Genomic DNA, 24735 nt, shown 5'->3' with positions numbered 1-24735 from the left:
ATGATGTGCAAGGCAATGTTGGGGGTTGCACCCCAATCTACACCTGCTAAGCAGCACGTCGTCGCATGATTGTTATGAGGCTGTCATCGCTATTGCGTATGGTTCCGCGTATCGCGCTTAGGGGAGCGTGCCTATTGACCGTTACCGGAGACTGCCATGCGCTCACGTCTTGCCGTCTGTCTTGCCGCCAGTTTGCTTACTTTGTCCGCCGTTGCGATCTCTGCACCCGATCCTGTCGCTGAAGATGCCCACCATGGGTACCACCACGTGCACACCGCCACGCCGATCAAGCATCTGGTGGTGATCTTCCAGGAAAACGTCTCCTTCGATCATTACTTCGGCACCTATCCTTATGCAGCGAATGCGCCGGGTGAGCCGACGTTCTATGCGAAGTCGGATACGCCGAAGGTCAACGGCTTCACCAAGGAACTGCTCAGCAACAACCCCAACGCCAACAACGCTGCCAATGGCGCGGGCGCGATCAATCCGTTCCGCCTGTCGCGTGCACAGGCCGCCACGGCTGACCAGGATCACGATTACCAGCCGGAACAGCAGGCGTTCGACAACGGCGCCATGGATCTTTTCCCGAAGTACACCGGCACAGGTGAAGCGCTGCCGGGCGGCACCACCGCTGAAAACGGCATTGGCCAGGTGATGGGCTACTACGACGGCAACACCGTCACCGCGCTGTGGCATTACGCCCAGCACTTCGCGATGAGCGACAACAGCTACAACACCACCTTCGGCCCCTCTACGCCGGGTGCGATCAATCTGGTTTCGGGCCAGACCAATGGCGTTAGCGACCAGTTGGCCGCTGGCGGCGATGTCGTGGCGGATGGGCAGGGCGGCTACACGCTGGTCAGCGATGCCGATCCGATCGACGACGTGTGCTCCACTTCCAGCGGCGCGCGTGTGCACTTGAGTGGCAAGAACGTAGGTGACTTGCTCAATGCCAAGGGCATCACCTGGGGCTTCTTCGAAGGCGGCTTCGATCTCACCGCCGTGAATGCGAATGGCACTACCGGCTGCAAACGCAGCACCGTGTCCGCTGTCACGCAAGTAAATAAAGCGGACTACATTCCGCATCACCAGCCGTTCCAGTACTACACCAGCACCGCCAATCCGACACACGTGCGTCCCACTTCGGTGGCGATGATCGGCCACAATGGCGACGCGGCGAATCATCAGTACGACCTGAGCGATTTCTACGCCGCCGTGGACGCGGACAATATGCCGGCGGTGAGCTTCCTCAAGGCACCGGGCTATCAGGATGGCCACGCCGGTTATTCCGATCCGCTGGACGAACAGCAGTTCATCGTGCACGTGATCAACTATTTGCAGAAGCGCCCGGAATGGCGTGATACCGCCGTGGTGATCGCCTATGACGACTCCGACGGCTGGTACGACCATCAGTCTGCGCCGCAGGTGAATGCATCGCAGACCAGCCAGGATGCACTGAATGGTGCTGGCGTGTGCAACGGTCACGGCACGCTGTCGGGTGTGAACACCAGCAATGCTGTGCAGGGCCGCTGCGGTTATGGTCCGCGCCTGCCGTTGCTGGTGGTTTCGCCGTGGGCACGTCGCAACCACGTCGATCACACGGTGACCGATCAGAGTTCGATCACCCGCTTCATCGAAGACAACTGGCTGGACAGCCATCGCATCGGCGGCGGCTCCTTTGACGCCGTGGCCGGCAAGTTGAACCACATGTTCGACTTTGACGATTCGTTCCCGGAAAACCGTCGCTTGTTCCTGGATGAAACCACGGGTGAGCCGGTGGAGAAGAAGTAATCAGGGCGCATAGCTGCAACAGCGCCTCGACCTGTTCCCTCTCCCCACCGGGGAGAGGGTTAGGGTGAGGGGACAAGGCTTGCGAAATACCATATAAGTACCTCAACGCCGTCATTCCCGCGAAAGCGGGAATCCATTTTCGCCTGTTGCTTGAGCGTAAGATGGATTGACCAGCATTCGCTGTTGAAAAGCACCTCCGCTTTCGCGGGAACGACGGCCAAATAGCGAGCCTCACGCCAGACTGCGCAACGTGCCATCCCGTCGCGATTTCCTAACTTGGTCCATGTTTGGTCTAGGCGCCTACGCCACGCGCATGCGCGCCCACGACATGCACGCCATGCCAAAAATGGGCGGTGGCAGCGCGCTGTGCAAGCACATGGTGGCAGACCAGCCAAACGTGCCGCGCCTGCTTGATCCAACGCAGTTGAAACCTTTCGTCGATCCGTTGCCGCTGCCGCCAGTGCTGCGCACAGACGGCAACATATTGCATGTGGATATGCGCGAAACCGAGCAACGTCTGCATCGCGATCTGCCACTTACGCGCGTGTGGACGTATGGCGGCTGCATGCCTGGACCTACCATCGAAGCCGAAAGCGGCAAGGAGCTGCGCATTAATTGGCGCAACGCACTGCCATCGAAACACTTTCTGCCCATCGATCACCGCATTCACGGTGCCGAAAAGGACAAGCCCGAGGTGCGGGCAGTCGTTCATGTGCATGGTGCATGCGTGCCGACTGCCAGCGACGGTTATCCGGAAGATTGGTACGTGCCGGGCCAGTCGCGCTTGCACACCTATCCAAACAAACAAGATGCCGCGGGGCTCTGGTATCACGACCATGCCATGGGCATCAATCGCCTGAATATCTACGCAGGCATGTTCGGTAGTTTGATTTTGCGCAATGAGCACGAGCGCTCACTCGGTCTGCCGCAAGGCGAGCAGGAGATTCCGCTGACCTTGAGCGATCGCCTGCTCACCACCGATGCGCAGCTTTACTATCCGGTATCCGGCAATAGCGAAGCGCCCTGGGTGTCGGAGATATTCGGCAACGCCATGCTGGTCAACGGTGCGCTGTTGCCTTACCTGGACGTGCAGCCGCGTCGTTACCGGTTTCGTGTGCTCAATGCATCCAATGCGCGTTTCTTTAATTTGAAGCTACGTGATGGGCGACCGTTTCAGCAGATCGGGAGCGACCAGGGCTTGTTGGCAGCGCCGGCCATGCTGCACAGCTTGTTTATCTCGCCTGGCGAGCGCGCAGACATTGTGGTTGATTTCTCGGCCTGGGCTGGGCAGCAGATTGAATGGATCAACGATGCGCTGCCGATCATGCAGTTCCGCATTGGTAGCACCCGCGTAAAGGATGCCAGCGTGGTGCCCCCCGTGCTGCGCGATGTACCGCGCATGGCGGAATCGGCCGCAACGCGACAACGCATGCTGACGCTGGACTCCTATCAGGATTGCGTAGCCGAACCGATGCTGATGCTGCTCGACGGCAAACGCTGGCATGAACCGGTAACGGAAAAGCCGGTGCTGGGCAGCACTGAAATCTGGAATCTGATCAACCTCACCGACGATTCGCATCCCATTCACTTGCATCTGGTGCGATTCCAGATCCTGGATCGCCGTCCATTTGATCAAGGTATGTGGACGGATTCGAAGACCGTTCGTTATACCGGTCCAGCGCAATCGCCCTCAGCGGGTGAGGCAGGATGGAAGGATGTGGTGCAGGCGTGGCCGGGCATGATCACGCGCATCATCGTGCGCTTCGATGGCTACGTGGGGCGTTACGCCTGGCATTGCCATCTGCTGGAGCATGAAGCGAACGAGATGATGCGGCCGTTTGAGGTGGTGTCTGCCTAGCTTTTAGTTCCCTCTCCCCTTTGGGGAGAGGGTTAGGGTGAGGGGCGAATCTTGCGAGATATGGCCTTTGTGCGAGTGGCAAAAAAGCTCGAATACGCCTGCATGGGTATGCCTTCCTGCAAGCCCCGTCCCCTCACCCCAACCCTCTCCCCGGAGGGGAGAGGGAGTGAAATGGCTACTTCGTCGCAATATTCGCCAACTGCGCCGCATCCACTCGCAACACCGGATAAGCTCCCACGCGCTGCACCGTGTACCACGGTGAGCGCATGAAAAAGAAACTCAACCGCGCACGGCTATTTCCTGCAAAAGCAGGATCATCACGCAACTTCTGCGCGAATTCCGCCTTCAACTTGGGATCCTTATCGATCATGTCACGTGCAAGTTTTTCCAACACACGCGGCTCACCGAATTCCTTCGCTTCAAAGATGGCATTGAGATAACCCCAGTGCAGTAGCGAATCAGGTGCTTCCGGCTCCAGCAATTGGATGGCGACGTTTGCAGCGCGCTGATTCATCGGAACGATCACCGATCCTGCTGGCAATGTCACTTTCGTGGGCTGCGTATGCAGGTTGAAACTTTGCAGCATCAAATGCCCTTCAAAAGGCGCATCGGCCCACTTAGGCTGATCAAGCTGATACGCGGTGGCATCCACTTCTTTCATGGGATGCCCAATGCGCCGGTAGGCGATACCGTGCGCATCCAGCTTGTCGATGATGACTTTCCACTCGCCAGGCACGATGTAGGCCACGGGTGGCGTGATCGATAGATCAGGCAACAGATCGTTCCAATTGTTGATGCGATACGTGACGGGCTTGCCTGGGTCGTATTGAATCCAGGTGTCGTTGGAAATATCGCTATGCGTTTGCGTGAACGCGTAACCCTTCAACTCAAATGGCGTCGACGTGGCATCGAGTTTGAATGTCAACGGGACATTCGCGTGAGCGTCGCCTGCGCGTGCGATCGTATGCGCATCGGCCTGGCTGGTGGCTGCCAGCAGCGAAGCCGGGTCGCGATCAATACCGTCCAGCAGCACGCGCACCAGATCGTAAGCCGCATGCACGCGTGTGGCGTAGGGTTTGAGCATATGCGTTTCGATCAGCAGCGCCGGGCGATTCTGCAGCGCTGCATAGCCGGTGGAGAAACGCTGTCCGGAACCGAAGTTCTCGATGCCCTTGCGCGGATCGCGGCCATCCTTGAATTCCAGGTAGATCGAAGCCTGGTGACCCAGCTTTTCATACGCTGGAATGGCCTGCTCGGCGATGGCTTTGTGTTGCCACGAAGCAACGGCAGGATCGAGTTTATGTGGATCTTCCGTGTACCAGGTGAGGTCGTACTGGTAATCGGCGCCATCCGTGGTATGCACGTCGATCAGAAAATCCGGCAGCCATGTTTGCCACAGCTTCAACCACGCCAGCGTTTCCGGCGCGTCGGCTTTGATGTAGTCGCGATTGAGATTGAGGTACTGCGATTGGCCGCGAAAGCCCATGCTTTCTGGGCCGTTCTGATTGATGCGGTTGTAAGGCGACACGTATTCGTGTCCATCCACGCTGTACACGGGGATGTAGACCAGCGCCACGTGATCGAGCAGATGCGGGTACTTGTTGGTGACGGCCATATCGCGCAACAGCATCAGTCCGGCATCCTTGCCTTCGATCTCACCGGGATGGATGCCGGCCTGCAACCACACGATCGGTTTATGTGCGGCACGTGCGGTGTCGGGAGTAAGCGTGCCATCGCTGCTTGCGACTACCACCGTCATCGGACGGCCTTGCGGGGAAATGCCGAAACTTTCCAGCTTGATCTTGTCCGGCGCGACCTGTTGCAGTTGTTGCAGATAAGCCAATGTCTGCGCGTAGCTCGGCGTGGTGCGAAACTGCGAAGCCTCTGCGGGTGTGGTCCAGTCAGTGTCGTGCGATCCAACTGCGTGCGTACTCATGCTGATCACGCCAAGAAGAGCGGCAAGCCACACCCGGCGCGTGATCATGCATGGTTCCCCGATGGATTCGCCGGCAATGCCGCTGGCGATGCGGGCAGTGTATCGGGCGCTACTGCGCCGCCCGAAATGATGAAGGCCATGGCCTGATCCATGGTCCAGTCGGTCGGTGTCAGCTCATCCAGCGGCACCACTTCCAGATAGCCGCCGGTGGGGTTGGGTGTGGTGGGGATGTACACCGCGGCCATTTCGCGGCCGGTGCCTTCTTCCTGCATCACGCGTGTCACGAAGCCCACGACCTTCATGCCTTTGCGCGGGAAATCCACCAGCACTACACGCTGCGCGCCACTGGGTTTGTTTTGCAGTACGGTCATCAATTTCTTGGTGCCGCCGTAGATGGTCTGCACTAGCGGAATGCGTTGCAAAAGACTATCGAATGCATGCAACAGCCGCTGGCCGATCACGCGATTGGCGAGAAAGCCCAGCAGATACAGCGTGATCAAGGTGAGCGCCAGCGCCAGCAGATAGGTCACCCAGCCGTGGCTGAGCTGATCGGCCACCTGAGGCGATACCCAACCCAAGGCGCCCACGAACGCGGCCACCAGTGGGGCGCCGAGATCGGCCAGAAATCCCACAATGAATTTGAAGACCAGCCACGTGACCCATAGCGGCATAAAGGTAAGCAGGCCGGTGATGAGATAGCGTTTCAGGCGCAGCGGGGGCATGGTCGACTCGGGTGGGGGAGGGCGCTTTATTGTAGGGCCGAACCCTGGGTTGTGATTTTTCATCGCGCGCTGCGAATAACAGGAGTAAGCAAGGGGACAGGCCATGCGCGGAAGGGAACAACAGCGAGCGTTCGAGACATTGTTGCGGGAACACCAACGCATCGTATTCAAGGTGGTGTCCGTATACGCCCGTCATCCGGAAGATCGGCATGATCTGACGCAGGAAATCTGCGTGCAGCTGTGGCGTTCGTTCCCCAGTTTCGACGCAACCCGCGCAAAGTTCTCGACCTGGATGTATCGGGTAGCGCTCAACGTGGCGATTTCGCAGATGCGGCGGCCTCCGCGGCAGGAAGAGCCGCTGGACCCACAAGAACTCGAAGCACTCGGCGGAACGGCGGAGATTGCCGAACAGGATGAGCGGCTTGATGCCTTGTACGGATTCATCGACCAGCTCGATCCGCTCAACCGCGCATTGATTTTGCTGTATCTGGAAAATCGCAGTTATGCCGAGATTGCAGAGATTCTCGGCATTAGCGAAACCAATGTCGCCACGAAGATCAGTCGCATCAAACAGAAACTTCGCAATCAGATGACGGGTGCCACGCCCGTGGGAGCCTGACTATGGAACTCGAGGAAATGAAAGCCGCTTGGCAGGCTTTGAATCAACAGTTGGAACGGCAGCAGGTACTAAATATCCGGTTGCTCGTAGAAAGTCGACTGGACAAGGTTCGCCACGGATTACGCCCACTGATGGTAGGGCAATGGATCCAGTTCGCATTCGGTTTTACTTTCATGCTGTGGGGTATTTCTTTTTGGGTGGTGCGAACCGAGGTTTTGCATTGGTTGATCGTGGGTATCTTGGTGCAGTTATTTGGCGTGTCGATGATGTTGGCTGCTGGGTGGAATCTGCACCTGATCCAGCGTATCGACTACGCGGCACCTATTGTGGAGATACAGCAGCGGCTTGCCGCATTGCGTGCATGGCGCGTGAAGTTCGAAGCGCCACTATTTGCCGCAATCGGCTCATTTGTCTGGATTCCGGTATTGCTGATGGAGGTGCAGCGCGAGGACGAGGATGCCTTGGGTAAGTTTGATCTTCTCGCTCATGCGCCATGGTTGCTACCGCAGCTGATTCTTTGTGGGTGTGTTTCGCTGGTGCTGGTGTTGTTCGTCTTCTGGCTGGTGAGTCGAATTGGACATCGACGTTGGCTCGAAAACAATTTCGCCGGCAAGAGCGTGCAAAGAGCGGAAGCCATGCTGGAGCAGATTGCACAGTTCAAACAGGAATAGCTGCGAATGCGGAAGGAATGTCGTTATCCGTAAGAGGCTTGCTTCGGAATGCGGTCAGCGGTTCCGTGGTTTCAACCGAACATAAAGCTGCTTGCGCACAACCGCTACCACTTCACCTGACGCCGTCTTGATCGATACATCAAACCAGCGCAGCACCTTTTCACCATTAGCTGCGGCGGCACGCAATTCGTCTAGCACGCTGGGTTCGAGTTTGAAGTGCGCATAGACATCTTCGCGGCCGGGCGCCACGAAATCGATGGTGCCCGCTTTGTCCCACACAAAATGATCGCTGCCCAAGTGATGCAGGATCAGCAGCATCCAGAATGGATCGGCCATCGCAAACAAACTGCCACCGAATTGCGTACGCACGTAATTCCGATTCCATGGCCGCAACCGCAATACCACCCGCGCTTCGGTGTAATCGTCATCCAGGCTCAGCAGACGAATGCCGCTGAACAGGAATGGCGGCCACAGATTGAGCAGGCGGCGGAAGGTGGATGCGCGCATGGAGGGCTCCGAAAGAAGGAGCCCTCAGCTTGCCATACTTTGGCGTATGGGTATTAAGGCATCAGAACAGCAGCGACGCCATCCGTCTGCGATAACGTCCCACCAGTTCTGCATCGTCCAACGTATTAAACGCAGCCAGTAGACGCTTCTTCGCTTGACCTTCATTCCAGTCGCGCGCTTTCTCAAGCATCAGCAGCCAATGCTCCAAGCCTGCGGCGGGATCGTTACCGAGCAGCAATCGTACGCCCAGCAAATCGTGCGCTTCCCAATCCTGCGGATTGGCATGAATGCGTTGCTGCAGCACTTCCATCGATGGCGTGCCTTCGAGCGAGCGAGCCAGGTCCAGTTGGCTACGCAGGCGCACAGCGCGCGTGTCGGTAGCGAGGTTGGCGGGCAGGGCGTTGAGTTCCGCTTCGGCAGCGGAAGCTTGGCCGGCTTGCGCGAGTGCGATGGCCAGGTCGAGCTTGAGTTCGGGGCGATTGGTGCTGGCAGCGATTTCCTGCTGCAGGCGATTGATCGCTTGCTCGGGGGATTCGGGCAGGGTTTCCTCTTCCAGCACTTCTTCTTCGAAGTCGCCTTCCAGCGGTTGGACATGACGGGAGAGGAATTGACGTAGTTGGCCTTCAGGCAGGGCGCCGGCAAAGCCATCGAGGATCTGGCCGTCTTTCACCAAGATGACGGTGGGAATGCTGCGGATGCCGAAGACGCCCGCCAGCTCCTGGTTCTTGTCCACGTCCACCTTGCCAAGCCGGAATGCACCGTTGTATTCGGCGGCGAGCTTTTCCAGCAATGGACCCAATGACTTGCACGGGCCGCACCATTCGGCCCAGAAATCCACCAGCACAGGGGTCTGGAGCGAGCCCTGCAGCACATCGGTTTCAAAGTTGTCCTGATCGACGTCAAAAATGTGCGGAGAAACAGCGGCGTTCACGTTGGGCTCCAGATGGATGAACCCCAGACAAGTCGGGGCACCTTGAAGCATATCAAGTGCGCGCAGGGCGCTTAAGGATTTGCGAGAATCGCCAACATGAGCACCCCCCCGGCCGCCGTCGAGCAAGCGCAGAAATCGATGTCGTCGACGCTGATGATCTGCGAGCACTGCGATACGGTGCACCACCGTCGGCCGCTGGCACGCGGCGAGGTTGCCCGTTGCGCGCGTTGCAATGCGGTGCTGGAGCGCCATCAGCGCATCGGTCTTGACGCGATGTTCGCGCTGGTAGTCACCGTGATGGTGGTGTTCATACAGGCTAACGTGTGGCCGATCATCACCCTGGGACTCAATGGCGAGGAAATTCACGCCACTCTGTGGGGCATCATCATCATGATGTGGAAGGAGCACTCGCAGGTGGTGTCGGTGCTGGCGGCGGCGACGCTGTTTTTCTTTCCGCTGTGCAAGATGGGGATTCTGGGCTGGCTGCTGATCTTTGGTCGCAAAGGGCAGCGCGCCCCCGGCTTCGTGCCACTGATGGTGGTGCTGCACTACATCGCGCCGTGGACGATGAGCGAGGTGTTTGTGCTCGGTGTGCTGGTGTCCATCGTCAAGGCGCAGCTGTATTTTGACGTGACGCCCAACATCGGTGCGTTCGCCTATGCAGCGCTGGCGTTGTTGATCACCATCTTTTCCGGTATCGATCTGCACCAGCTGTGGGACAAGCTCCCCGCGGAGTCAACATCATGAGCGCGCTGCCGCGTGCACACGAGCTGGGACTGATTGGCTGCCATGTCTGCGGCCAGGTTTGCCGCGATACGCAAATCGAAGATGCGGCCTGCCCTCGTTGTGGCAGTTCACTGCATCGGCGCAAGCCTTATAGCTGCGTACGCACCTGGGCGCTCCTGATCGCAGCCTTCATCTTCTACATCCCCGCCAATGTGCTGCCGATCATGCGCACGGCAAGCCTGGGTGACGTGGACGACAACACGATCCTGAGCGGTGTGATCGAGCTGTGGGTAAAAGGCTCGCCAGATCTGGCCGTCATCGTGTTCACCGCCAGCATCGTGGTGCCGATGATGAAGTTCCTGGTGATCAGCACGCTGCTGCTGAGTGCGCTTCGCGGTACCAACTGGGCACGTCGCCAGCGCTCCATGCTGTACCGGCTGGTGGAATTCATCGGCTATTGGTCCATGCTGGACGTCTTTGTGGTGGCGCTGCTTACCGCGCTGGTGCAATTCGGCTTCTTTAGCCAGGTGGAGCCGTTGCCTGGGGTGGTGTATTTCGGATTGACGGTCATACTTACCATGCTTGCTTCGCAGAGTTTCGACCCTCGCCTGATATGGGATTGCAAGGAAGACGATGACTGAGAACCAATCCAGCCTAGGCGGTGGTCTGCCCGAACCGGTGGTGCGGCGCAAGCGCGTGAACGCTGCATGGATTTGGCTGGTGCCGGTCGTGGCGGCGCTGATTGGCCTGTCGCTGGTGATCAGCGCGTGGCGGGAGCGGGGGCCTACGATCTCCATCAGTTTTGAAACCGCGCAGGGCTTGGAGTCGGGCAAGACGGTTGTGAAGTACAAGGATGTGGTGATCGGCAAGGTCACCGGTATCCGCCTGAGCGAGGATCACAGCAAGGTGATCGTGAAGGTGGGGCTGGAAAAAAGTGCGTCCGGCATTGCCGTTTCCGATTCACGTTTCTGGGTGGTGCGCCCGCGCATCGGGCTGGGTGGCGTGTCGGGGATCGATACGCTGCTGTCGGGCTCGTTCATTGGCGTGGATGTGGGCAAGTCCCAGCAGACGCAGAACGATTTCGTCGGCTTGGAAAATCCACCATCGGTATTGCACGACTCACGCGGCAAAAGTTTCACGCTGCACGCCGGCGACCTGGGTTCGCTGGATATCGGCTCGCCAGTGTTTTACCGGCGCCTGCAGGTCGGTCGCGTGGCGTCGTACAAGCTGGATGACGACGGCAAGGGCGTCACCATGCAGATTTTCGTCGACAGCCCCTACGACAGTTTCGTTACCAATGAATCGCGCTTCTGGAATGCCAGCGGCGTGGATGTATCGATCAGTGCCGATGGCTTGAAACTCAATACCCAATCGCTGGCCACCGTCTTGGCTGGTGGTGTGGCGTTCAACGATGCCCCCGGACCGCATCCGACCGAAAAACCGGTTCCCGAGAACACCAGCTTTACCCTCTTCGATACACAAAGCAACGCGATGGCGCCGCCGGATGGTGAGCCGCGTTATATCGTCATGCGCTTCGATCAACCGGTGCGTGGCCTGGCGGTGGATTCGCCGGTGGAATTCCGCGGCATCAACTTTGGCCATGTCGTGTCCATCCGCATGGACTACGACGAGAAGACCAGCAAGTTCCCGATCTACGTGGGTGCATTGATCTATCCCGAACGCCTGGGGCGTGCGAATGCCAAGCTGGCTGAGATTGCCAGGTCCAAGGGTGACGAGGATATGTCGAAGGTCGTCACCTCGCTGGTTGCACAAGGCCTGCGCGCGCAGGCCAAGGTGGGCAACCTGCTCACCGGCCAGCTATTCATTTCGCTGGATATCGAACCGAAGGCGCCCAAGGCGGTGGACTACGATCCGAACGCGCGTCCGTTGCAAATCCCCACCATCCCCGGCAGCTTCGACAAGCTGCAGGAGCAGATGGCGGAGATCGTCGACAAGATCAACAAGATTCCGTTCGACGCAATCGGCAACAACCTCAATCACACGCTGGCTGATCTGGATGGCACGATCAAGCAGCTCAACGGTGATGTGTTGCCCGCTTTCAAGACCACGCTTAACGGTGCCAACCAAACGCTCGGCACGGCGAACAACGCGCTCGCCGCCGATTCGCCGTTGCAGCAGAGCCTGAGCGGCACGTTGCAAGAGTTGCAGCGCATGGCGCGCTCGTTGCGCACGCTCACCGATTATTTGAACGCCCAGCCCAGCGCGCTGATCCGTGGACGGGCCAAGGATGCGCCGCCGCCCGAGAACAACGGTTCGTCCACCGCCCAGCCGCAGCAAGGGAGCAAGCCATGATTCGTATGCGACATTTGATGGCGGCATTGGGCGCGGCGGCGCTGGCGGCTTGCGCTTCGGCGCCGATTCATTACTACACACTCATACCGGCGTCCGATAACGGTACGCCGGCCGCCACGTCGCCGGCACACTTCCAGTTCGAGCTGATGCCGGTCGGTGTTCCGGCGCAGAACGACGTGCCGCAATTGGTGGTGCGCCAAGGCGGGCAGGCCGTCACCTTGCTTAACGGCGAACGCTGGGCCGCTCCCTTGGCGGATGAAGTACGCGGTGCGTTGTCCGTCGACCTCTCACAGCGCACCGGTGCGCAGGACATCAGCGGCGGCGTGGCCATCAACGGCAAGCCGGTGCTGCGCATCAAAGTCGACCTGCGCCGCTTTGATTCCGCACCCAGCAGCTATGCACTGATCGATGCGACCTGGACAGTGCGCGAGCTGCGCAGCCAGGCTGTGCTTACTTGCAGCAGCCACATCAACGAAACCGTGGGGCAGGATTACGCCAGCGTGGTGGCTGGTCACCAGCAGGCGCTGTCGACGCTGGCGGACCAAATCGCCAGCGTGGCACCGGCGATGGCGGCGGGGAGTGTGCCGTCGGCTTGTCCGTCTCCGTAAACTGTCTCCGCGCATCGCTTTTCGTCCCCTTTCCCCTATGGGGAGAGGGCTAGGGTGAGGGGGCAAGGCTTGCGGGAAATGGTGTGCGTGCGGGCGGCCACTTTCGTTTTGTGTCTTGATTAAAGATCAGGCGAGGTTGTCCCCTCACCCCAGCCCTCTCCCCCAGAGGGGAGAGGGAGCCAAATCCGATCCAAGCGAAGAGGCATTTCTGCTAGTCTGCCGGGTCCCACGCAGCACTGGGCGACGGACGCCCGCGCTGCCGAATACGCATAACGGCGCCGGATCATGCAGGACAACCAAGACCAGGGTTCTTCCAACGACTACAACCCGCAGGCGGTGGAATCCGCTGCGCAGCAGTATTGGAACGCGCAGCGCGCGTATGAGGTGAAGGAGGATCCCTCCCGGCCGAAGTTCTACTGCCTGGCCATGCTGCCGTACCCCTCCGGCGCGCTGCACATGGGCCACGTGCGTAACTACACCATCGGCGACGTCATCAGCCGCTACCAGCGCATGACCGGCAAGAACGTGCTGCAGCCGATGGGCTGGGACGCGTTCGGCCTGCCGGCGGAAAATGCCGCAATCAAGAACAACACCGCGCCCGCGAAGTGGACGTACAAGAACATCGACCACATGCGTGAGCAGCTCAAGTCGCTGGGCTATGCCATCGACTGGTCGCGCGAATTCGCCACCTGTAGGCCGGAGTACTACCGCTGGGAACAGTTGATGTTCACCCGGCTGATGAAGAAGGGCCTGGCCTATCGCAAGAACGCGGTGGTGAATTGGGACCCGGTCGACCACACCGTATTGGCCAACGAGCAGGTGATCGACGGCCGCGGCTGGCGCTCTGGCGCGCTGGTGGAAAAGCGCGAGATTCCGCAGTGGTTCCTGAAGATCACCGACTACGCGCAGGAACTGCTCGACGGCCTGGACACGCTGCCCGGCTGGCCGGATGCCGTGAAAACCATGCAGCGCAACTGGATCGGCCGCAGCGAAGGCGTGGATATCCATTTCGCGGTGGAAGGCGAAGTCGAGCCACTGACTGTGTTCACCACGCGTCCCGACACCTTGATGGGCGTGACCTTCGTCTCGATCGCTGGCGAACATCCGCTGGCGCAGAAAGCTGCCGGCAGCAATCCGCAACTGGCCGCGTTCCTCGATGAATTGCGTCACGGCGGCGTGTCCGAGGCCGAACTGGAAACGCAGGAAAAACGCGGCATGCCCACCGGCCTGTTCGCGATCCACCCGGTCAGCGGCGACAAAGTGCCGGTGTGGGTGGCTAACTTCGTGCTGATGGGCTACGGCACGGGTGCGGTGATGGCTGTGCCCGGTCACGACGAGCGTGATTTCGAGTTCGCGCACAAGTACAACTTGCCGATCAAGCAGGTGATCGCAGTGAGTGGCGACGATGCCACGTACGATCCGCAACATTGGAAGGAGTGGTACTCGGACAAGACGCGCGCAGACATGCGCGTAGTCAACTCCGGCGACATGGATGGCAAGAATTACCGCGATGCCTTCGACTTCATCGCAGGCCAACTGGAAGCAGCCGGCAACGGGCATCGCCGCGTCAACTGGCGCCTGCGTGATTGGGGTGTGAGCCGCCAGCGTTACTGGGGCTGCCCAATTCCGGTGATCTATTGCCAGCATTGCGGTGCGCTGCCCGTACCGGAAGATCAGTTACCGGTCGTGCTGCCGGAAGATGTCGCTTTCTCAGGCGTGCAGTCGCCGATCAAGGCCGACCCAGAGTGGCGCAAGACGGTCTGCCCGCAATGCGGCGGCGCGGCCGAACGCGAAACCGATACCTTCGATACCTTCATGGAATCGAGCTGGTATTACGCGCGCTACACCAGTCCCGGCGCGAATGGTCTGGTAGACGAACGCGCCAACTATTGGCTGCCAGTCGATCAATACATTGGCGGCATCGAGCACGCGATCCTGCATCTGCTGTACTTCCGCTTCTATCACAAGCTGATGCGCGACGCGGGCTTGGTGAAGTCGGACGAGCCGGCCACTAATTTGCTATGCCAGGGGATGGTGATCGCCGAGACGTTCTATCGCGAAAACGCGAATGGATCGAAGGACTGGATCAATCCGGCCGACGTGGAAATCCAGCGCGATGAAAAAGCGCGCGTTATTGGTGCGGTGCTCAAGGCAGACGGCATGCCGGTGCTGATCGGCGGCACCGAGAAAATGTCCAAGTCCAAGAACAACGGCGTCGATCCGCAAGTGATGGTGGAGAAATTCGGCGCCGACACCGTACGCCTGTTCTCCATGTTCGCCGCCCCGCCGGAACAATCGCTGGAATGGAGCGAAGCCGGTGTGGAAGGCATGGCGCGCTTCCTGCGCCGCTTCTGGCGCGAAGTGATCACGCACGTCGGTCAGCCGGATCATCCGGAAGTCGATCCTGCCGCGCTCGACGCCGGACAGAAAGCGTTGCGTCGCCAATTGCACGAAACCATCCAGAAGGTCAGCGACGACTTCGGCCGCCGCCATGCCTTCAACACGGCGATTGCGTCCCTAATGGAACTGCTCAACGCGCTTGGCAAGTTCACAGACCAAAGCGACCAGGGCCGCGCCGTGCGCCATGAGGCGCTGGAAACCATGGTGCTGCTGCTCAACCCGGTGGTGCCGCACGTCAGCCATACGCTGTGGCAGGCGCTGGGTCACTCGCAAGCCGTGCTGGACGACCAGCCATGGCCGAAGGTGGACTCGGCTGCGCTGGTGCGGGATACGCTCACTTTGGCTGTTCAGGTGAACGGCAAGCTGCGCGGTACCATTGAAGTCTCCGCCAACGCCTCGAAAGAAGAGGCCGAGGCGCTGGCGCGCGCGCAACCCAATGTGGCAGCCTTCCTGGAAGGGCAGACCGTGCGCAAGGTCATCGTGGTGCCTGGCAAGATCGTCAACATCGTCGCAGGATGAGTTCATGAATCACCGCATGCTGAAACTGATCGCGCTGCTGCCCATGCTTGCCCTGGCAGCATGCGGTTTCCATCTGCGCGGAAGCGCGGCCATGCCCGAAGGGATGCAGCGCGTACACCTGACGGTGGGCGGCGGTGGCGACTTCCAGCGCAAATTGGCGCGCGCGCTGCTCGCTTCCAACGTTGTGTTGGAAGACAAGTCCGGCCCCGGCATTGCCGAGTTGCACGTGCCGGCGCAGAACTTCAACGTGCAATCGCTCACCATCAATGGCGCTGCGCAGGTGACGGAATTCGCCGTGCGTTTCCACATGGTGTTTACCGCCGTTGATCCGGACGGCAAGGTCATCGTGCCGGAGCAGGCCATCGATCTGCAGCGCGAATTCAGCTATGACGCCAGCCAGCCGGTGGGCACGCAATCGCAGATGGAACAGATCCAGGGCAGCCTGATCGACGACGCCATCCAGGCCACGTTGTTCCGTTTGCAGGCGGTGGCCAAAAATGGAACAACGGCCGCCGCGAAGGCGGTCGGCCCCATGCCGGCCAACGCGAGTACCACGCAGCAACCGCCGCAATACATGCCGACGCCGATCGGCGACTAAGCGGGCTCTGACGACTATGCCGCTCAACCACGCCCAGTGGCAGAAGGCGCTGGCCGCGGACCGCCTCAGTCCCGTCTACCTACTGGCGGGCGAGGAACTGCTGGTGCTGGAAGCGGCCGACGCGTTGCGCGCGCAAGCACGCAAGCTAGGTTACACCGAGCGCCAGGTCCTCGACGTCGGCGCGCATTTCGATTGGGACGAACTGGCGCGCTCCGCTGCCGGCATGTCGTTGTTCGCCACGCGTCGCCTGCTTGATCTGCGCTTACCCACTGGGCGACCAGGTGTCGAAGGCGCCAAGGCCATCGTCGAATTCTGTTCCAATCCCCCTCCGGATGTGACGCTGCTGATCACCGCGGTGGAATGGAGCAACAAACATGAAGGCGCATGGACCAAGCAGCTGGATAGCGCCGGCTCCATGGTGGTCTTCAACGCGCCGCGGCCCAACGAATGGGAAGCTTGGATCGGCGCGCGTCTCGCTTCGCGCGGACTGACTGCTGTGCCGGATGCGGTTGCTTTGCTTGCCGAGCGCGTGGAAGGCAATCTGCTTGCTGCCGCGCAGGAAATCGACAAGCTCGTGGTGTTGCACGGGCAGGGCAAGATCGATGCGGCGGAGATGGAAAACCTAGTTGCCGATAGCGCGCGTTACGACGCTTTCAAGCTGACCGACGCAGCGCTTGGTGGCGATGGCGCGCGTGCACTGCGCATTCTCGATGGCCTGCGTGCGGAAGGTGATGAATTGATTGCACTGATGGGCTGGCTGGTCAATCAGCTGCAGCTTGCTATGCGACTGGCCAACGCCCATGACTTCGGTGCGCAGGCGCGTGCGGAGCGTTTGTGGCCGGCGCGCGAGCAACTGTTCCGCAAAGCGCTGCGTCGTGCGCCGCGTGAACATTGGATGCAATGCTTGGCGCGCGCTGCGCGGATCGATCGCATTGCGAAGGGTCGTGAAGCCGGCGATGCGTGGTTGGAGACGCAGCGCTTGATTGCAGCGATTGCGGAGCCGAGAGCGGCGCAGGCGTTGGTATGAAAATGAAACCGCTAGCCCTGTTCGGCGGCACCTTTGACCCGATCCACATTGGCCACCTCAGCGTGGCGTGGGAAGCCTCCGAGCTGCTCGACGCCGAAGTGCGTTTGATGCCTGCTAACGTGCCACCGCATCGTCCACCACCTACCGCCAGCGCCACACAGCGCGTGGACATGCTGCGCGCGGCTTTGCGTGGGCAATCGCGCTTGGCGATGGACACACGCGAACTCGAACGCAATGGCCCTTCCTACACCATCGACACGCTGGAAGAGCTACGTCGCGAATTCGGTGCGCGGCCATTGGTGCTGTTGCTCGGCGCGGATGCCTTCGCCGGCTTGCGCAGTTGGCACCGCTGGCGCGAGTTGTTCAACGTCACGCACATCGGCGTGATCAACCGCCCCGGCATTGAAGCGTGCATTCCGGTGGAACTGGAACGCGCCGTGGCTGCGCGGCGCACGGATGATCCTGCTGTTATTCGAACAGAGACTGCAGGGAAGGTGATCGAACTTTCCGTCACGCCTTTTGAAGTGTCCGCTACGCGCATTCGCGAGTTGCTGGCGGCAGGGCGTGATCCGCGCTACTTGTTGCCGGCAGGGTTGTTTGATGACCCTGAATTGTTGGCGCCGTATCGCGCGATACCCTCGCCTTGATGTTCCCTCTCCCTTCGGGAGAAGGTGCCCGAGGGGCGGATGAGGGTACGAACGAAGCGTGTCATAGAAGTCTTGCGAAGGTGTTGGTAACGCGCTCCGTTCGTGCCTTCACCCCAACCCCTCTCCCGATAGGAGAGGGGCAGCATATCGGTAAGCATCAACTCACCCGATACGCCACAAACCGCATCGCCACTGAATTCATGCAATAACGCAACCCAGTCGGCGGCGGACCATCATCAAACACGTGGCCCAAGTGACTGTCGCATCCGGCACAGCTCACCGCCGTGCGAATCATTCCATAGGCGGTATCGCGACTCTCGATCACATTCTTCTTGGCAATCGGCCGCCAGAAACTCGGCCAGCCTGTGCCGGAGTCGAATTGTGTGGCTGCATCGAACAACGCAGTGTCACAGCCGGCGCAGCGATACAGACCTTTGCTTTGCGGCTTTTCATGCGGACCACTGAACGCCATCTCGGTTCCCGCGCGACGCATCACGTTGAACGCGGCATCGGAAAGGCGCTGATGCCATTGCTCATCGGTGAGCACCAGCTTGCGCACGTCACAGGGGCCAAGATGGTGACCGTCGTCGTCGGAAAAGCATTCGAGCAATAGGGTTTCTACCCTGTTGGTTGCGGCAGGCGTGGCCGCCATCGCGTTGCCTCCTTTGCCAGCGAAGAACCTCACCATCGCCACACCACCCAGCGCCGCAACAGCGCCGCCGCCCATCATGGCGAGCAGAAATCGCCGCCGATCCGCAACTTTGTCATCGTATGTGGAGGTCATGCCTTGCTCCTGTTGCTTGTTTTGCTGCACTCAGCCGAACGTGAACGCATACACGCGTACGTCCGGATCGAGGAAGGTGATTTCGAAGACGCGCTCGCCTGTGCCGTGCGTTTGGCGCACCAGCTGGTACAGGCGTTGTCCGTTGATCGTGCCGTTGCCATCCGCATCGATGTCGGTGCCGTGGTCATCACCCGGTGCTTTGCCGTCGAGCGTGACGCGGAAACGCACGGGCTTGCCGTCTTCGCTGGGGCCAAGCACTAGATGCAGATCGCGACCGCGGAAGCGGTAGACAATGCTGCCATTCGATTTGTCGAGCGTGGCGTGTTGCGCGTTTACCGTCCACGTTCCATTGAAGGCCCATTGATTGGCGGTGAGGGTGTCCGGTGCGCGGTACTGCCAGCTGTCATCATGGGCGATCTGTCCACCGGCGAATCCTTCGCTGCGGGCATAACCCACGTAGGTTTCCGGTGAGCGGCGCATGTCGCCGGAGCCGGCGGCTTCCGCGCCGGATGCGCCGGGTTGCACGTAGCCATCAGGTAGATCCTTGTAACCGGCATCGCTCAGCAAGCGACGGATCACATCTTCGCTGCCGGTGTAATCGCCCTCACCGAAATGATGTGCACGGATTTGCCCGTGCGGATCGATGAAGTAATGCGCTGGCCAATATTCGTTGTTGAAGCCTTTCCAGATGGCATAGTCGTTGTCCATCGCCACTGGATAAGTGATGTTGAAATCCTTGATCGCCTTGGCGACGTTGGCGGGATCTTTCTCGAATGCGAATTCCGGCGCATGCACGCCAATCACCACCAATCCGTGATCGCGATATTTCTGCGCCCACGCATTCACGTATGGCAGCGAGCGAATGCAGTTGATACAGGAATACGTCCAGAAATCGACCAATACCACCTTGCCGCGCAGTGCTTCGGGCGATAGCGGTGCACTGTTGAACCACTTCGTTGCACCATCCAGCGACGGTAGTTCACCTTCCACTGGCAACGGTACGCCGGCTTTCGGTGCAGGAGCGGCGTGAACCGGTGCGGGGCGCACGGCATCAATCAGTTTCTGCTCGAAACCGCCGGTGCTTGCCAGCGAAACGCGCGTCAGCAAACCCGTGTCGACACCAAGTGCGATGGCCACCACGCCGGCCAGCACCAGCACACCCAGCGCTCGGCGCACCCATTCACCGGCGCCCAGTGAACGTTTCATCAACGCGAAGACACGTCCACCGACCACCAGCGCGAGCGCGAGCGACGCTGCCGCGCCAGCGGCGTACGTGAGCAGCAGCAAGCTGGTTGTTGCGCTGGCACCTTGCAGCGCCGCGCCGGTGAGCAACAGGCCAAGAATCGGCCCGGCGCACGGCGCCCACAGCAGACCGGTTGCGATGCCGAGTCCCGCGGCGGACCACGGCGAATCCTGCTGCGCCTCGGTCTTCTCGCTGAGCCGGTTGCCAAGTTGCACGAAAGGACGGCTGATCCATTCGGCGAAGTGCGGCAGCAACAAGGTCAGGCCAAGTACCGCCAATACCACCAGCGCGATGTAGCGGCCATATTGATTCGCGTGCACCGCCCATCCGCCGCCCACCGCCGCCAACGTGGCGACCAATGCAAAGGTGAACGCCATGGCAATCAGCATAGGTAGGCCGTTGCGCATGAACGGCCGATCGGCTCGCGCGAACACGAACGGCAGCACCGGCAGGATGCATGGGCTAAGGATGGTAAGGACGCCGCCGAGGAAGGCCAGGATAAGGAGGAGCATGGTTGGGATGCGTGGTGGCTTTGGTGGGATATTCGCTGGGGTGTGGCGAGTGGTTACTTGAGGGCGGAAAATAGGAAACGTAACGATTACGTTTGGTGTGACGCCTCGTGCGCTGTGAAGCGACGATGCTTGCGACGCGCACATTTCACGCGCCCGGCGCGTTACATGTTCCCCGTTTCCTATTTCCCGTTCCCGCCTCCAAGTAACCGTACACCCGAACTCAACGAATACCCCCACAGAAACCACCAAGCCTCAGCATGCCTAACGCATCCTTGACCTTTGACGGCCCGTGGGTCCTACTACGCCAGCCTCTGCCAAGGGGGCTGGATAGCGACAAGGCCGTGCCGACCGAATCTTTAAGTGCCAGCGAACAGGCTGACCGGCAGCGGGCAGCATGGATGGCCGCCGCGCAAGCAGGCGACCAGCGCGCCTACACGCGCGTGCTGAATGATTCGGTGGCGTTGATCCGCGCGGTAGCGCGGCGGCAGGGCGTGGCGGTGGATGCGCTGGATGATGTGGTGCAGGAAACCCTGCTCACGGTGCATCGCGCGCGGCACACGTTCGATCCGTCGCGCTCCTACGACGCTTGGCTGTCGGCGATCGCCGCGCGCCGTGCTATCGACTTGCTGCGCAGCCACGGGCGTCGCGCGCATCGCGAGGTGCACGACGAATTTGCCTTCGATACGCACGCTGACCGCGAAGACGCCAGCGCCGGCACCCAGCGCCATCAGGACGCTGAGCGTCTACGCAAGGCGATCGAAACCCTGCCGCCGGGGCAGCGCGAGGCGGTGGAACAACTTGGTCTGAAGGAGCGCACGCTCGCTGAGGCCGCCGAACGCACCGGGCGAAACACCGGTGCGCTGAAAGTGAATCTGCATCGCGCGCTGAAGACGCTGCGCGATCGCCTGCATGGAGAACCTTGAGCCCTCATGTCCGACGCAGCACGCCATGAAGCCTTGATCGACGCGCTCGGCGCGGAGCTGACGCCCGTGCGGCGCCTGCTGCCGCCGTGGCGGCGTGCGCTCGGCTGGCTGGCGATAGTGGCAGTAATCGCCGTGGGGCTGTTCGTGCGTTATGGCGCCGGCACCATGCTGCATCGCTGGAGCGTGGCGCCCGACCTTGGGCTGGCGGCGTGTGGCGCGGTGATTACCGCGGTCACCGCGGCGCTGGCGTCGTTCATGCTTGCGGTGCCGGGGCGTTCACGCAGTTGGGCGTGGGTGCCCGTGCCTAGCGCGTTGCTTTGGATCGGCGCCAGCGGCATGGGCTGCCTGCGTGCGCACATACCGGGTATGCCGGTGATGGATCTGCACGGCGCCAATGACTGCCTGATCTTCATCATCAGTTTTTCGATTCCGCTGTCCGGCCTGATGGTCTGGCTGCTCCGGCGAGCCTGTCCGTTGCGCCCGGTGCTGACGGCTGTGCTGGTGGGGCTGGCCAGCGCGTCGGCTTCCGCGAGCCTGCTGGAGATCTGCCACAACTTCGATGCCACTGCGTCGGATCTGCTGATGCATACGGTGGCAGTGGGGATCGTGGTTGGCGCCAATGCGCTGATGGGTGGGCGGTTGTTGTCGAAAGCGTAGCTGGGCTTGTTTCTGAGCCCATGGCTACATGCCCACTGCGACGTGCGCGGTACCGGCGCGTCGCAAGTTTCGATAGCGGGCAAGCGCCCACAATGGAAAGAACTTGGGATAGCCGTGGTAGCGCAGATAAAGCACGCGCGGAATGCCGGTGCCGGTAACTAGCTCGTCCTCCCACAGACCGTCTTGGTATTGCGTGGCGAGCAGGTAGGAAATACCGCGCTTAACAGATGGATGATTGATTTGGCCGGCTGCCATCAATCCAAGCAGTGCCCAGGACGTTTGCGATGCGGTGCTGTTGGCGTGCGAGAAATGGCGGTAGTCGCACTCGTAGCTGGCGCAGCTTTCGCCCCAACCCCCATCTGCGTTTTGGATGGCGATCAGCCATTGCACCGCCCGTTGCAGGCGTGGAGTTTCATGCGCCACGCCGGCGGCGTTCAATGCGCAAAGGGCCAGCCAGGTGCCGTAGATGTAATTGACGCCCCAGCGGCCGTACCAACTTCCATTGGGTTGTTGCTCCCGCCACAGGAAATTGATCGCACGGTTGGCTGACTCGCTAGCGGCCGGCAATTGGCCAAGCTGAGCGAGCAGGGATAAACATCGCGACGAAACATCGGCCGTAGGTGGATCGGTCATGGCGCCGTGATCGGAGAACGGAATGCTATCCAGATACGTATGCGTGTTTTCTGCCTCGAAGGCACCCCAGCCTCCGTTGTGGCATTGCATACCTACGATCCATTCCAAACTCCGTGCCACAGCTTCCCGATACGTTTCGGAGTGGGATGATTTACTCGCGCGATCCATCGCAGCGGCGACGACGGCCGTATCGTCAACGTCAGGGTAATGAACATTGCCGTATTGAAACGCCCAGCCGCCCGGCCGTACGTGCGGACGACGTATGGCCCAATCGCCGCGCACGTCCAGAGTCTGATGGGTACGCAACCAATCGAGCCCGCGCACCGCCGCCACCTGGGCAACAGGCGTGTCTGTTTCAAGCAAGGCATGCGCAGCAAATGCGGTATCCCACACGGGTGATCGGGAGGGCTGACAATAAGCTTCGAGCTCGCCCGCTGCCAGGTAATGTTCCACTGCCTGGCGTGACTTGGCTCGTTGCAGGTGATCTTTGGGGTAACCCAGCGCGTCGTACATCATGACCACCATGGCTGCGGCGGGAAAGATGCCCCCCAATCCTTCCTTGCTATCTAAGTGTTCTTCGACAAATGCCACGGCGGCTTCGATCGCGCGTTGCCGAGCGTGCTTTGGAAACAGGCGTTCCGTTGCTCTCAACAGGGTGTCGAGGCCGTGGAAGAACACAAACAGGCCAGCGCTTTGGTGTGGTGCGCGCGGCAGTAGATGCAAGCCAGACGGTGCGACGTTGAACAGTTGATCGATCCCGACCTGATACGCATGTCTCGCTTGCGGGCGTTTGGCATTCACGACAAGCAACGGCACCAAGAAGGCGCGCGCTACAGGCGACATTTTCGACAAATGCACGGGAAACCATGCAGGCAGTTGGATGATCTCGACCGGCATCATGGGCACCGCTTGCCAGGGAACGATGCCATGCAAGGCGAGCAGCGTACGCGTGAATACGTTGGATGCTTCGGCGCCGCCGTGCGCAAGAATGGCCCGTCGGGCGCGCTGCATGGGTTCGGTATCCTCGGTTTCGCCCATGATCTTGAGTGCGTAATAAGCCTTGACGCTGCTGCTTACGTTGATCGGACCACCGGCATACAGCGGCCAGCCGCCGTCCGTAAGTTGCGTGCGATGGAGGTAACGCGCCATTTTTTGATGCTGTTCGAGCTTGGGCGGTTCGCCCAAGTAGTGAGTCAGCATGATGTATTCGGCGGTACTACTGGCGTCGCTTTCCAGTTCGTAAACCCAATGACCGTCTGCCTGCTGTGCGTCCGTCAGGCCTTGAGCAGCACGTTCGATAGCGCTTTCAAGCAGGGAAAAGCGTTCGGCATCCGCTTTCCGTTGCTTATGCGGAATGTCATGCGTAGAGGTCGAAGCAGTGGGCGTCTGAACATCCATCTCAGCACCTACTCAATGCGCGTATTGAGGGGCGTAGATATGGATAGGGCCCCGTAAAGGGCCTGTTTGGATGCCGTGAATGGGCGTGGAATCATTCCATAGATGTGACGCAGGAGACGAAAGTCGGCTTATGAAAGCGTTTCCTGGATGTGAGTTGCCGTCCCGCCCCCAATCCCGGGTGCTGGCGGGGCGACCACAGGGACGTTGCCAGGGTCGCCGGGGGTAAATAAGGGGCGCTTGACGTCCCGTCATGGCAGGGCGGATATACTGCAGTCGCGCAATCCCGCGCTCCCGAAACGCTGCGAGGCCCCAACTCTTGACCACCATTCGTCATACCAAAGCCGTCAATACGGCCGCCCTGCGCAAGACCGTCATCGCCGCCCTTGAAGACCTCAAGGCCAAAGACATCCGAGAAATCGATGTGCGCGGCAAAACCTCTATCGCCGACCTGCTCGTGATTGCTTCCGGCACCTCGGCCCGCCACGTGAAATCCATCGCCGACGAAGTCGTCAAGTTCGCCAAAAAGGCGGGCGTGATGCCGCTGGGTGTCGAAGGCGAGCAGGAAGCGGAGTGGGTGCTGGTGGATCTGGGTGATGTGATCGTGCACGTGATGTTGCCGCGCATCCGCGAGTTCTACGGTTTGGAACGCCTGTGGACTGTGGGTGACCGCGACGCCGAAGGCGAAGCTGCCTTAGCTACCGGCTAAGAAAAT

The 24735-nt window shown here is 60.3% G+C and carries 22 protein-coding genes; 15 read left to right on the top strand and 7 right to left on the bottom strand.

The genetic code is table 11. The annotated features are described in order from the left end of the window. Positions 1-156 precede the first annotated feature (156 nt). Positions 157-1791 (top strand): phospholipase C, encoded by a 1635-nt coding sequence (locus tag QQJ86_RS17785; protein WP_284322311.1) that lies wholly within the window; start codon positions 157-159, stop codon positions 1789-1791. Between the two features lie 283 nt (positions 1792-2074). Further along, positions 2075-3649, top strand: coding sequence for a multicopper oxidase family protein (locus QQJ86_RS17780; RefSeq protein ID WP_284322310.1), 1575 nt, complete (start codon positions 2075-2077; stop codon positions 3647-3649). Positions 3650-3824: 175 nt separating this feature from the next. Here QQJ86_RS17780 and QQJ86_RS17775 read toward each other — a convergent pair whose 3' ends face one another. Continuing rightward, a complete protein-coding gene (locus QQJ86_RS17775) occupies positions 3825-5633 on the bottom strand; it encodes a M14 family metallopeptidase (protein WP_284322309.1) in 1809 nt (602 codons plus the stop codon). After that, entirely contained in the window at positions 5630-6307 is a 678-nt protein-coding gene (locus QQJ86_RS17770; protein WP_284322308.1) for a DUF502 domain-containing protein, read from the bottom strand. Before QQJ86_RS17770 ends, QQJ86_RS17775 begins: the two co-directional genes overlap by 4 nt. A 103-nt stretch (positions 6308-6410) precedes the next feature. Here QQJ86_RS17770 and QQJ86_RS17765 point away from each other — a divergent pair, with 103 nt between their 5' ends. Both QQJ86_RS17765 and QQJ86_RS17760 read left to right on the top strand, forming a co-directional pair. Next, positions 6411-6926, top strand: coding sequence for an RNA polymerase sigma factor (locus tag QQJ86_RS17765; protein WP_284322307.1), 516 nt, complete (start codon positions 6411-6413; stop codon positions 6924-6926). 2 nt (positions 6927-6928) lie between these two features. Continuing rightward, complete coding sequence (locus QQJ86_RS17760) at positions 6929-7597, top strand: hypothetical protein (RefSeq protein ID WP_284322306.1); 669 nt, start codon at positions 6929-6931, stop codon at positions 7595-7597. Between the two features lie 54 nt (positions 7598-7651). Here QQJ86_RS17760 and QQJ86_RS17755 read toward each other — a convergent pair whose 3' ends face one another. Further along, positions 7652-8104 carry a DUF4442 domain-containing protein gene (locus tag QQJ86_RS17755; protein ID WP_284322305.1) on the bottom strand — a complete coding sequence of 151 codons (453 nt, stop codon included), beginning with the start codon at positions 8102-8104 and terminating at the stop codon, positions 7652-7654. A gap of 61 nt (positions 8105-8165) precedes the next feature. Next, entirely contained in the window at positions 8166-9035 is an 870-nt protein-coding gene (gene trxA / locus QQJ86_RS17750; RefSeq protein ID WP_423372817.1) for a thioredoxin, read from the bottom strand. A 96-nt stretch (positions 9036-9131) separates the two neighbouring features. Between trxA and QQJ86_RS17745 the strand changes: the two genes are divergently transcribed. The 8 genes from QQJ86_RS17745 (at position 9132) to nadD (ending at position 17873) form a co-directional block, all read left to right on the top strand. Further along, positions 9132-9782 carry a paraquat-inducible protein A gene (locus QQJ86_RS17745; protein WP_284322303.1) on the top strand — a complete coding sequence of 217 codons (651 nt, stop codon included), beginning with the start codon at positions 9132-9134 and terminating at the stop codon, positions 9780-9782. Next, on the top strand, positions 9779-10402 hold the full coding sequence (locus QQJ86_RS17740; protein WP_284322302.1) for a paraquat-inducible protein A: 624 nt from the start codon (positions 9779-9781) through the stop codon (positions 10400-10402). Before QQJ86_RS17745 ends, QQJ86_RS17740 begins: the two co-directional genes overlap by 4 nt. Continuing rightward, complete coding sequence (locus QQJ86_RS17735; RefSeq protein ID WP_284322301.1) at positions 10395-12074, top strand: PqiB family protein; 1680 nt, start codon at positions 10395-10397, stop codon at positions 12072-12074. Before QQJ86_RS17740 ends, QQJ86_RS17735 begins: the two co-directional genes overlap by 8 nt. Continuing rightward, a complete protein-coding gene (locus QQJ86_RS17730) occupies positions 12071-12682 on the top strand; it encodes a PqiC family protein (RefSeq protein WP_284322300.1) in 612 nt (203 codons plus the stop codon). The genes QQJ86_RS17735 and QQJ86_RS17730 overlap by 4 nt, the downstream gene beginning before the upstream one ends. Before the next feature lie 285 nt (positions 12683-12967). Then, positions 12968-15601 (top strand): leucine--tRNA ligase, encoded by a 2634-nt coding sequence (gene leuS, locus QQJ86_RS17725; protein ID WP_284322299.1) that lies wholly within the window; start codon positions 12968-12970, stop codon positions 15599-15601. A 4-nt stretch (positions 15602-15605) separates the two neighbouring features. Further along, positions 15606-16199, top strand: a complete 594-nt coding sequence (locus tag QQJ86_RS17720) for an LPS-assembly lipoprotein LptE (RefSeq protein ID WP_284322298.1) — start codon at positions 15606-15608, stop codon at positions 16197-16199. 16 nt (positions 16200-16215) lie between these two features. Further along, the gene (gene holA, locus QQJ86_RS17715; protein WP_284322297.1) at positions 16216-17226 is read left to right on the top strand and encodes a DNA polymerase III subunit delta; all 1011 of its coding nucleotides are present in this window, start codon (positions 16216-16218) and stop codon (positions 17224-17226) included. 2 nt (positions 17227-17228) lie between these two features. After that, on the top strand, positions 17229-17873 hold the full coding sequence (nadD, locus tag QQJ86_RS17710) for a nicotinate-nucleotide adenylyltransferase (RefSeq protein ID WP_284322489.1): 645 nt from the start codon (positions 17229-17231) through the stop codon (positions 17871-17873). Positions 17874-18030: 157 nt separating this feature from the next. Here the strand turns inward: nadD and msrB are convergent, their stop codons facing one another. Both msrB and QQJ86_RS17700 read right to left on the bottom strand, forming a co-directional pair. Continuing rightward, positions 18031-18657, bottom strand: coding sequence for a peptide-methionine (R)-S-oxide reductase MsrB (gene msrB / locus QQJ86_RS17705; RefSeq protein ID WP_284322296.1), 627 nt, complete (start codon positions 18655-18657; stop codon positions 18031-18033). Positions 18658-18687: 30 nt separating this feature from the next. Further along, positions 18688-20412 carry a cytochrome c biogenesis protein DipZ gene (locus QQJ86_RS17700; protein ID WP_284322295.1) on the bottom strand — a complete coding sequence of 575 codons (1725 nt, stop codon included), beginning with the start codon at positions 20410-20412 and terminating at the stop codon, positions 18688-18690. 257 nt (positions 20413-20669) lie between these two features. On the opposite strand from QQJ86_RS17700, the gene QQJ86_RS17695 reads away from it, so the two are divergent. Continuing rightward, the gene (locus tag QQJ86_RS17695; protein ID WP_345782826.1) at positions 20670-21335 is read left to right on the top strand and encodes an RNA polymerase sigma factor; all 666 of its coding nucleotides are present in this window, start codon (positions 20670-20672) and stop codon (positions 21333-21335) included. A 6-nt stretch (positions 21336-21341) separates the two neighbouring features. After that, positions 21342-21992: an NrsF family protein gene (locus QQJ86_RS17690; RefSeq protein WP_284322294.1), complete on the top strand. Its 651-nt coding sequence runs from the start codon at positions 21342-21344 to the stop codon at positions 21990-21992. 24 nt (positions 21993-22016) lie between these two features. On the opposite strand, the gene shc is transcribed toward QQJ86_RS17690, so the two are convergent. Continuing rightward, complete coding sequence (gene shc, locus QQJ86_RS17685; protein ID WP_284322293.1) at positions 22017-24023, bottom strand: squalene--hopene cyclase; 2007 nt, start codon at positions 24021-24023, stop codon at positions 22017-22019. Between the two features lie 316 nt (positions 24024-24339). Between shc and rsfS the strand changes: the two genes are divergently transcribed. Continuing rightward, positions 24340-24729, top strand: coding sequence for a ribosome silencing factor (gene rsfS / locus QQJ86_RS17680; RefSeq protein ID WP_284322292.1), 390 nt, complete (start codon positions 24340-24342; stop codon positions 24727-24729). The last annotated feature ends 6 nt before the right edge of the window (positions 24730-24735 follow it).

Origin of the sequence: Dyella acidisoli (assembly GCF_030160295.1) — a bacterium.
GTDB classification, from domain to species: Bacteria; Pseudomonadota; Gammaproteobacteria; order Xanthomonadales; family Rhodanobacteraceae; genus Dyella_B; species Dyella_B acidisoli.
This window is presented reverse-complemented; position numbering and strand designations above follow the sequence as displayed.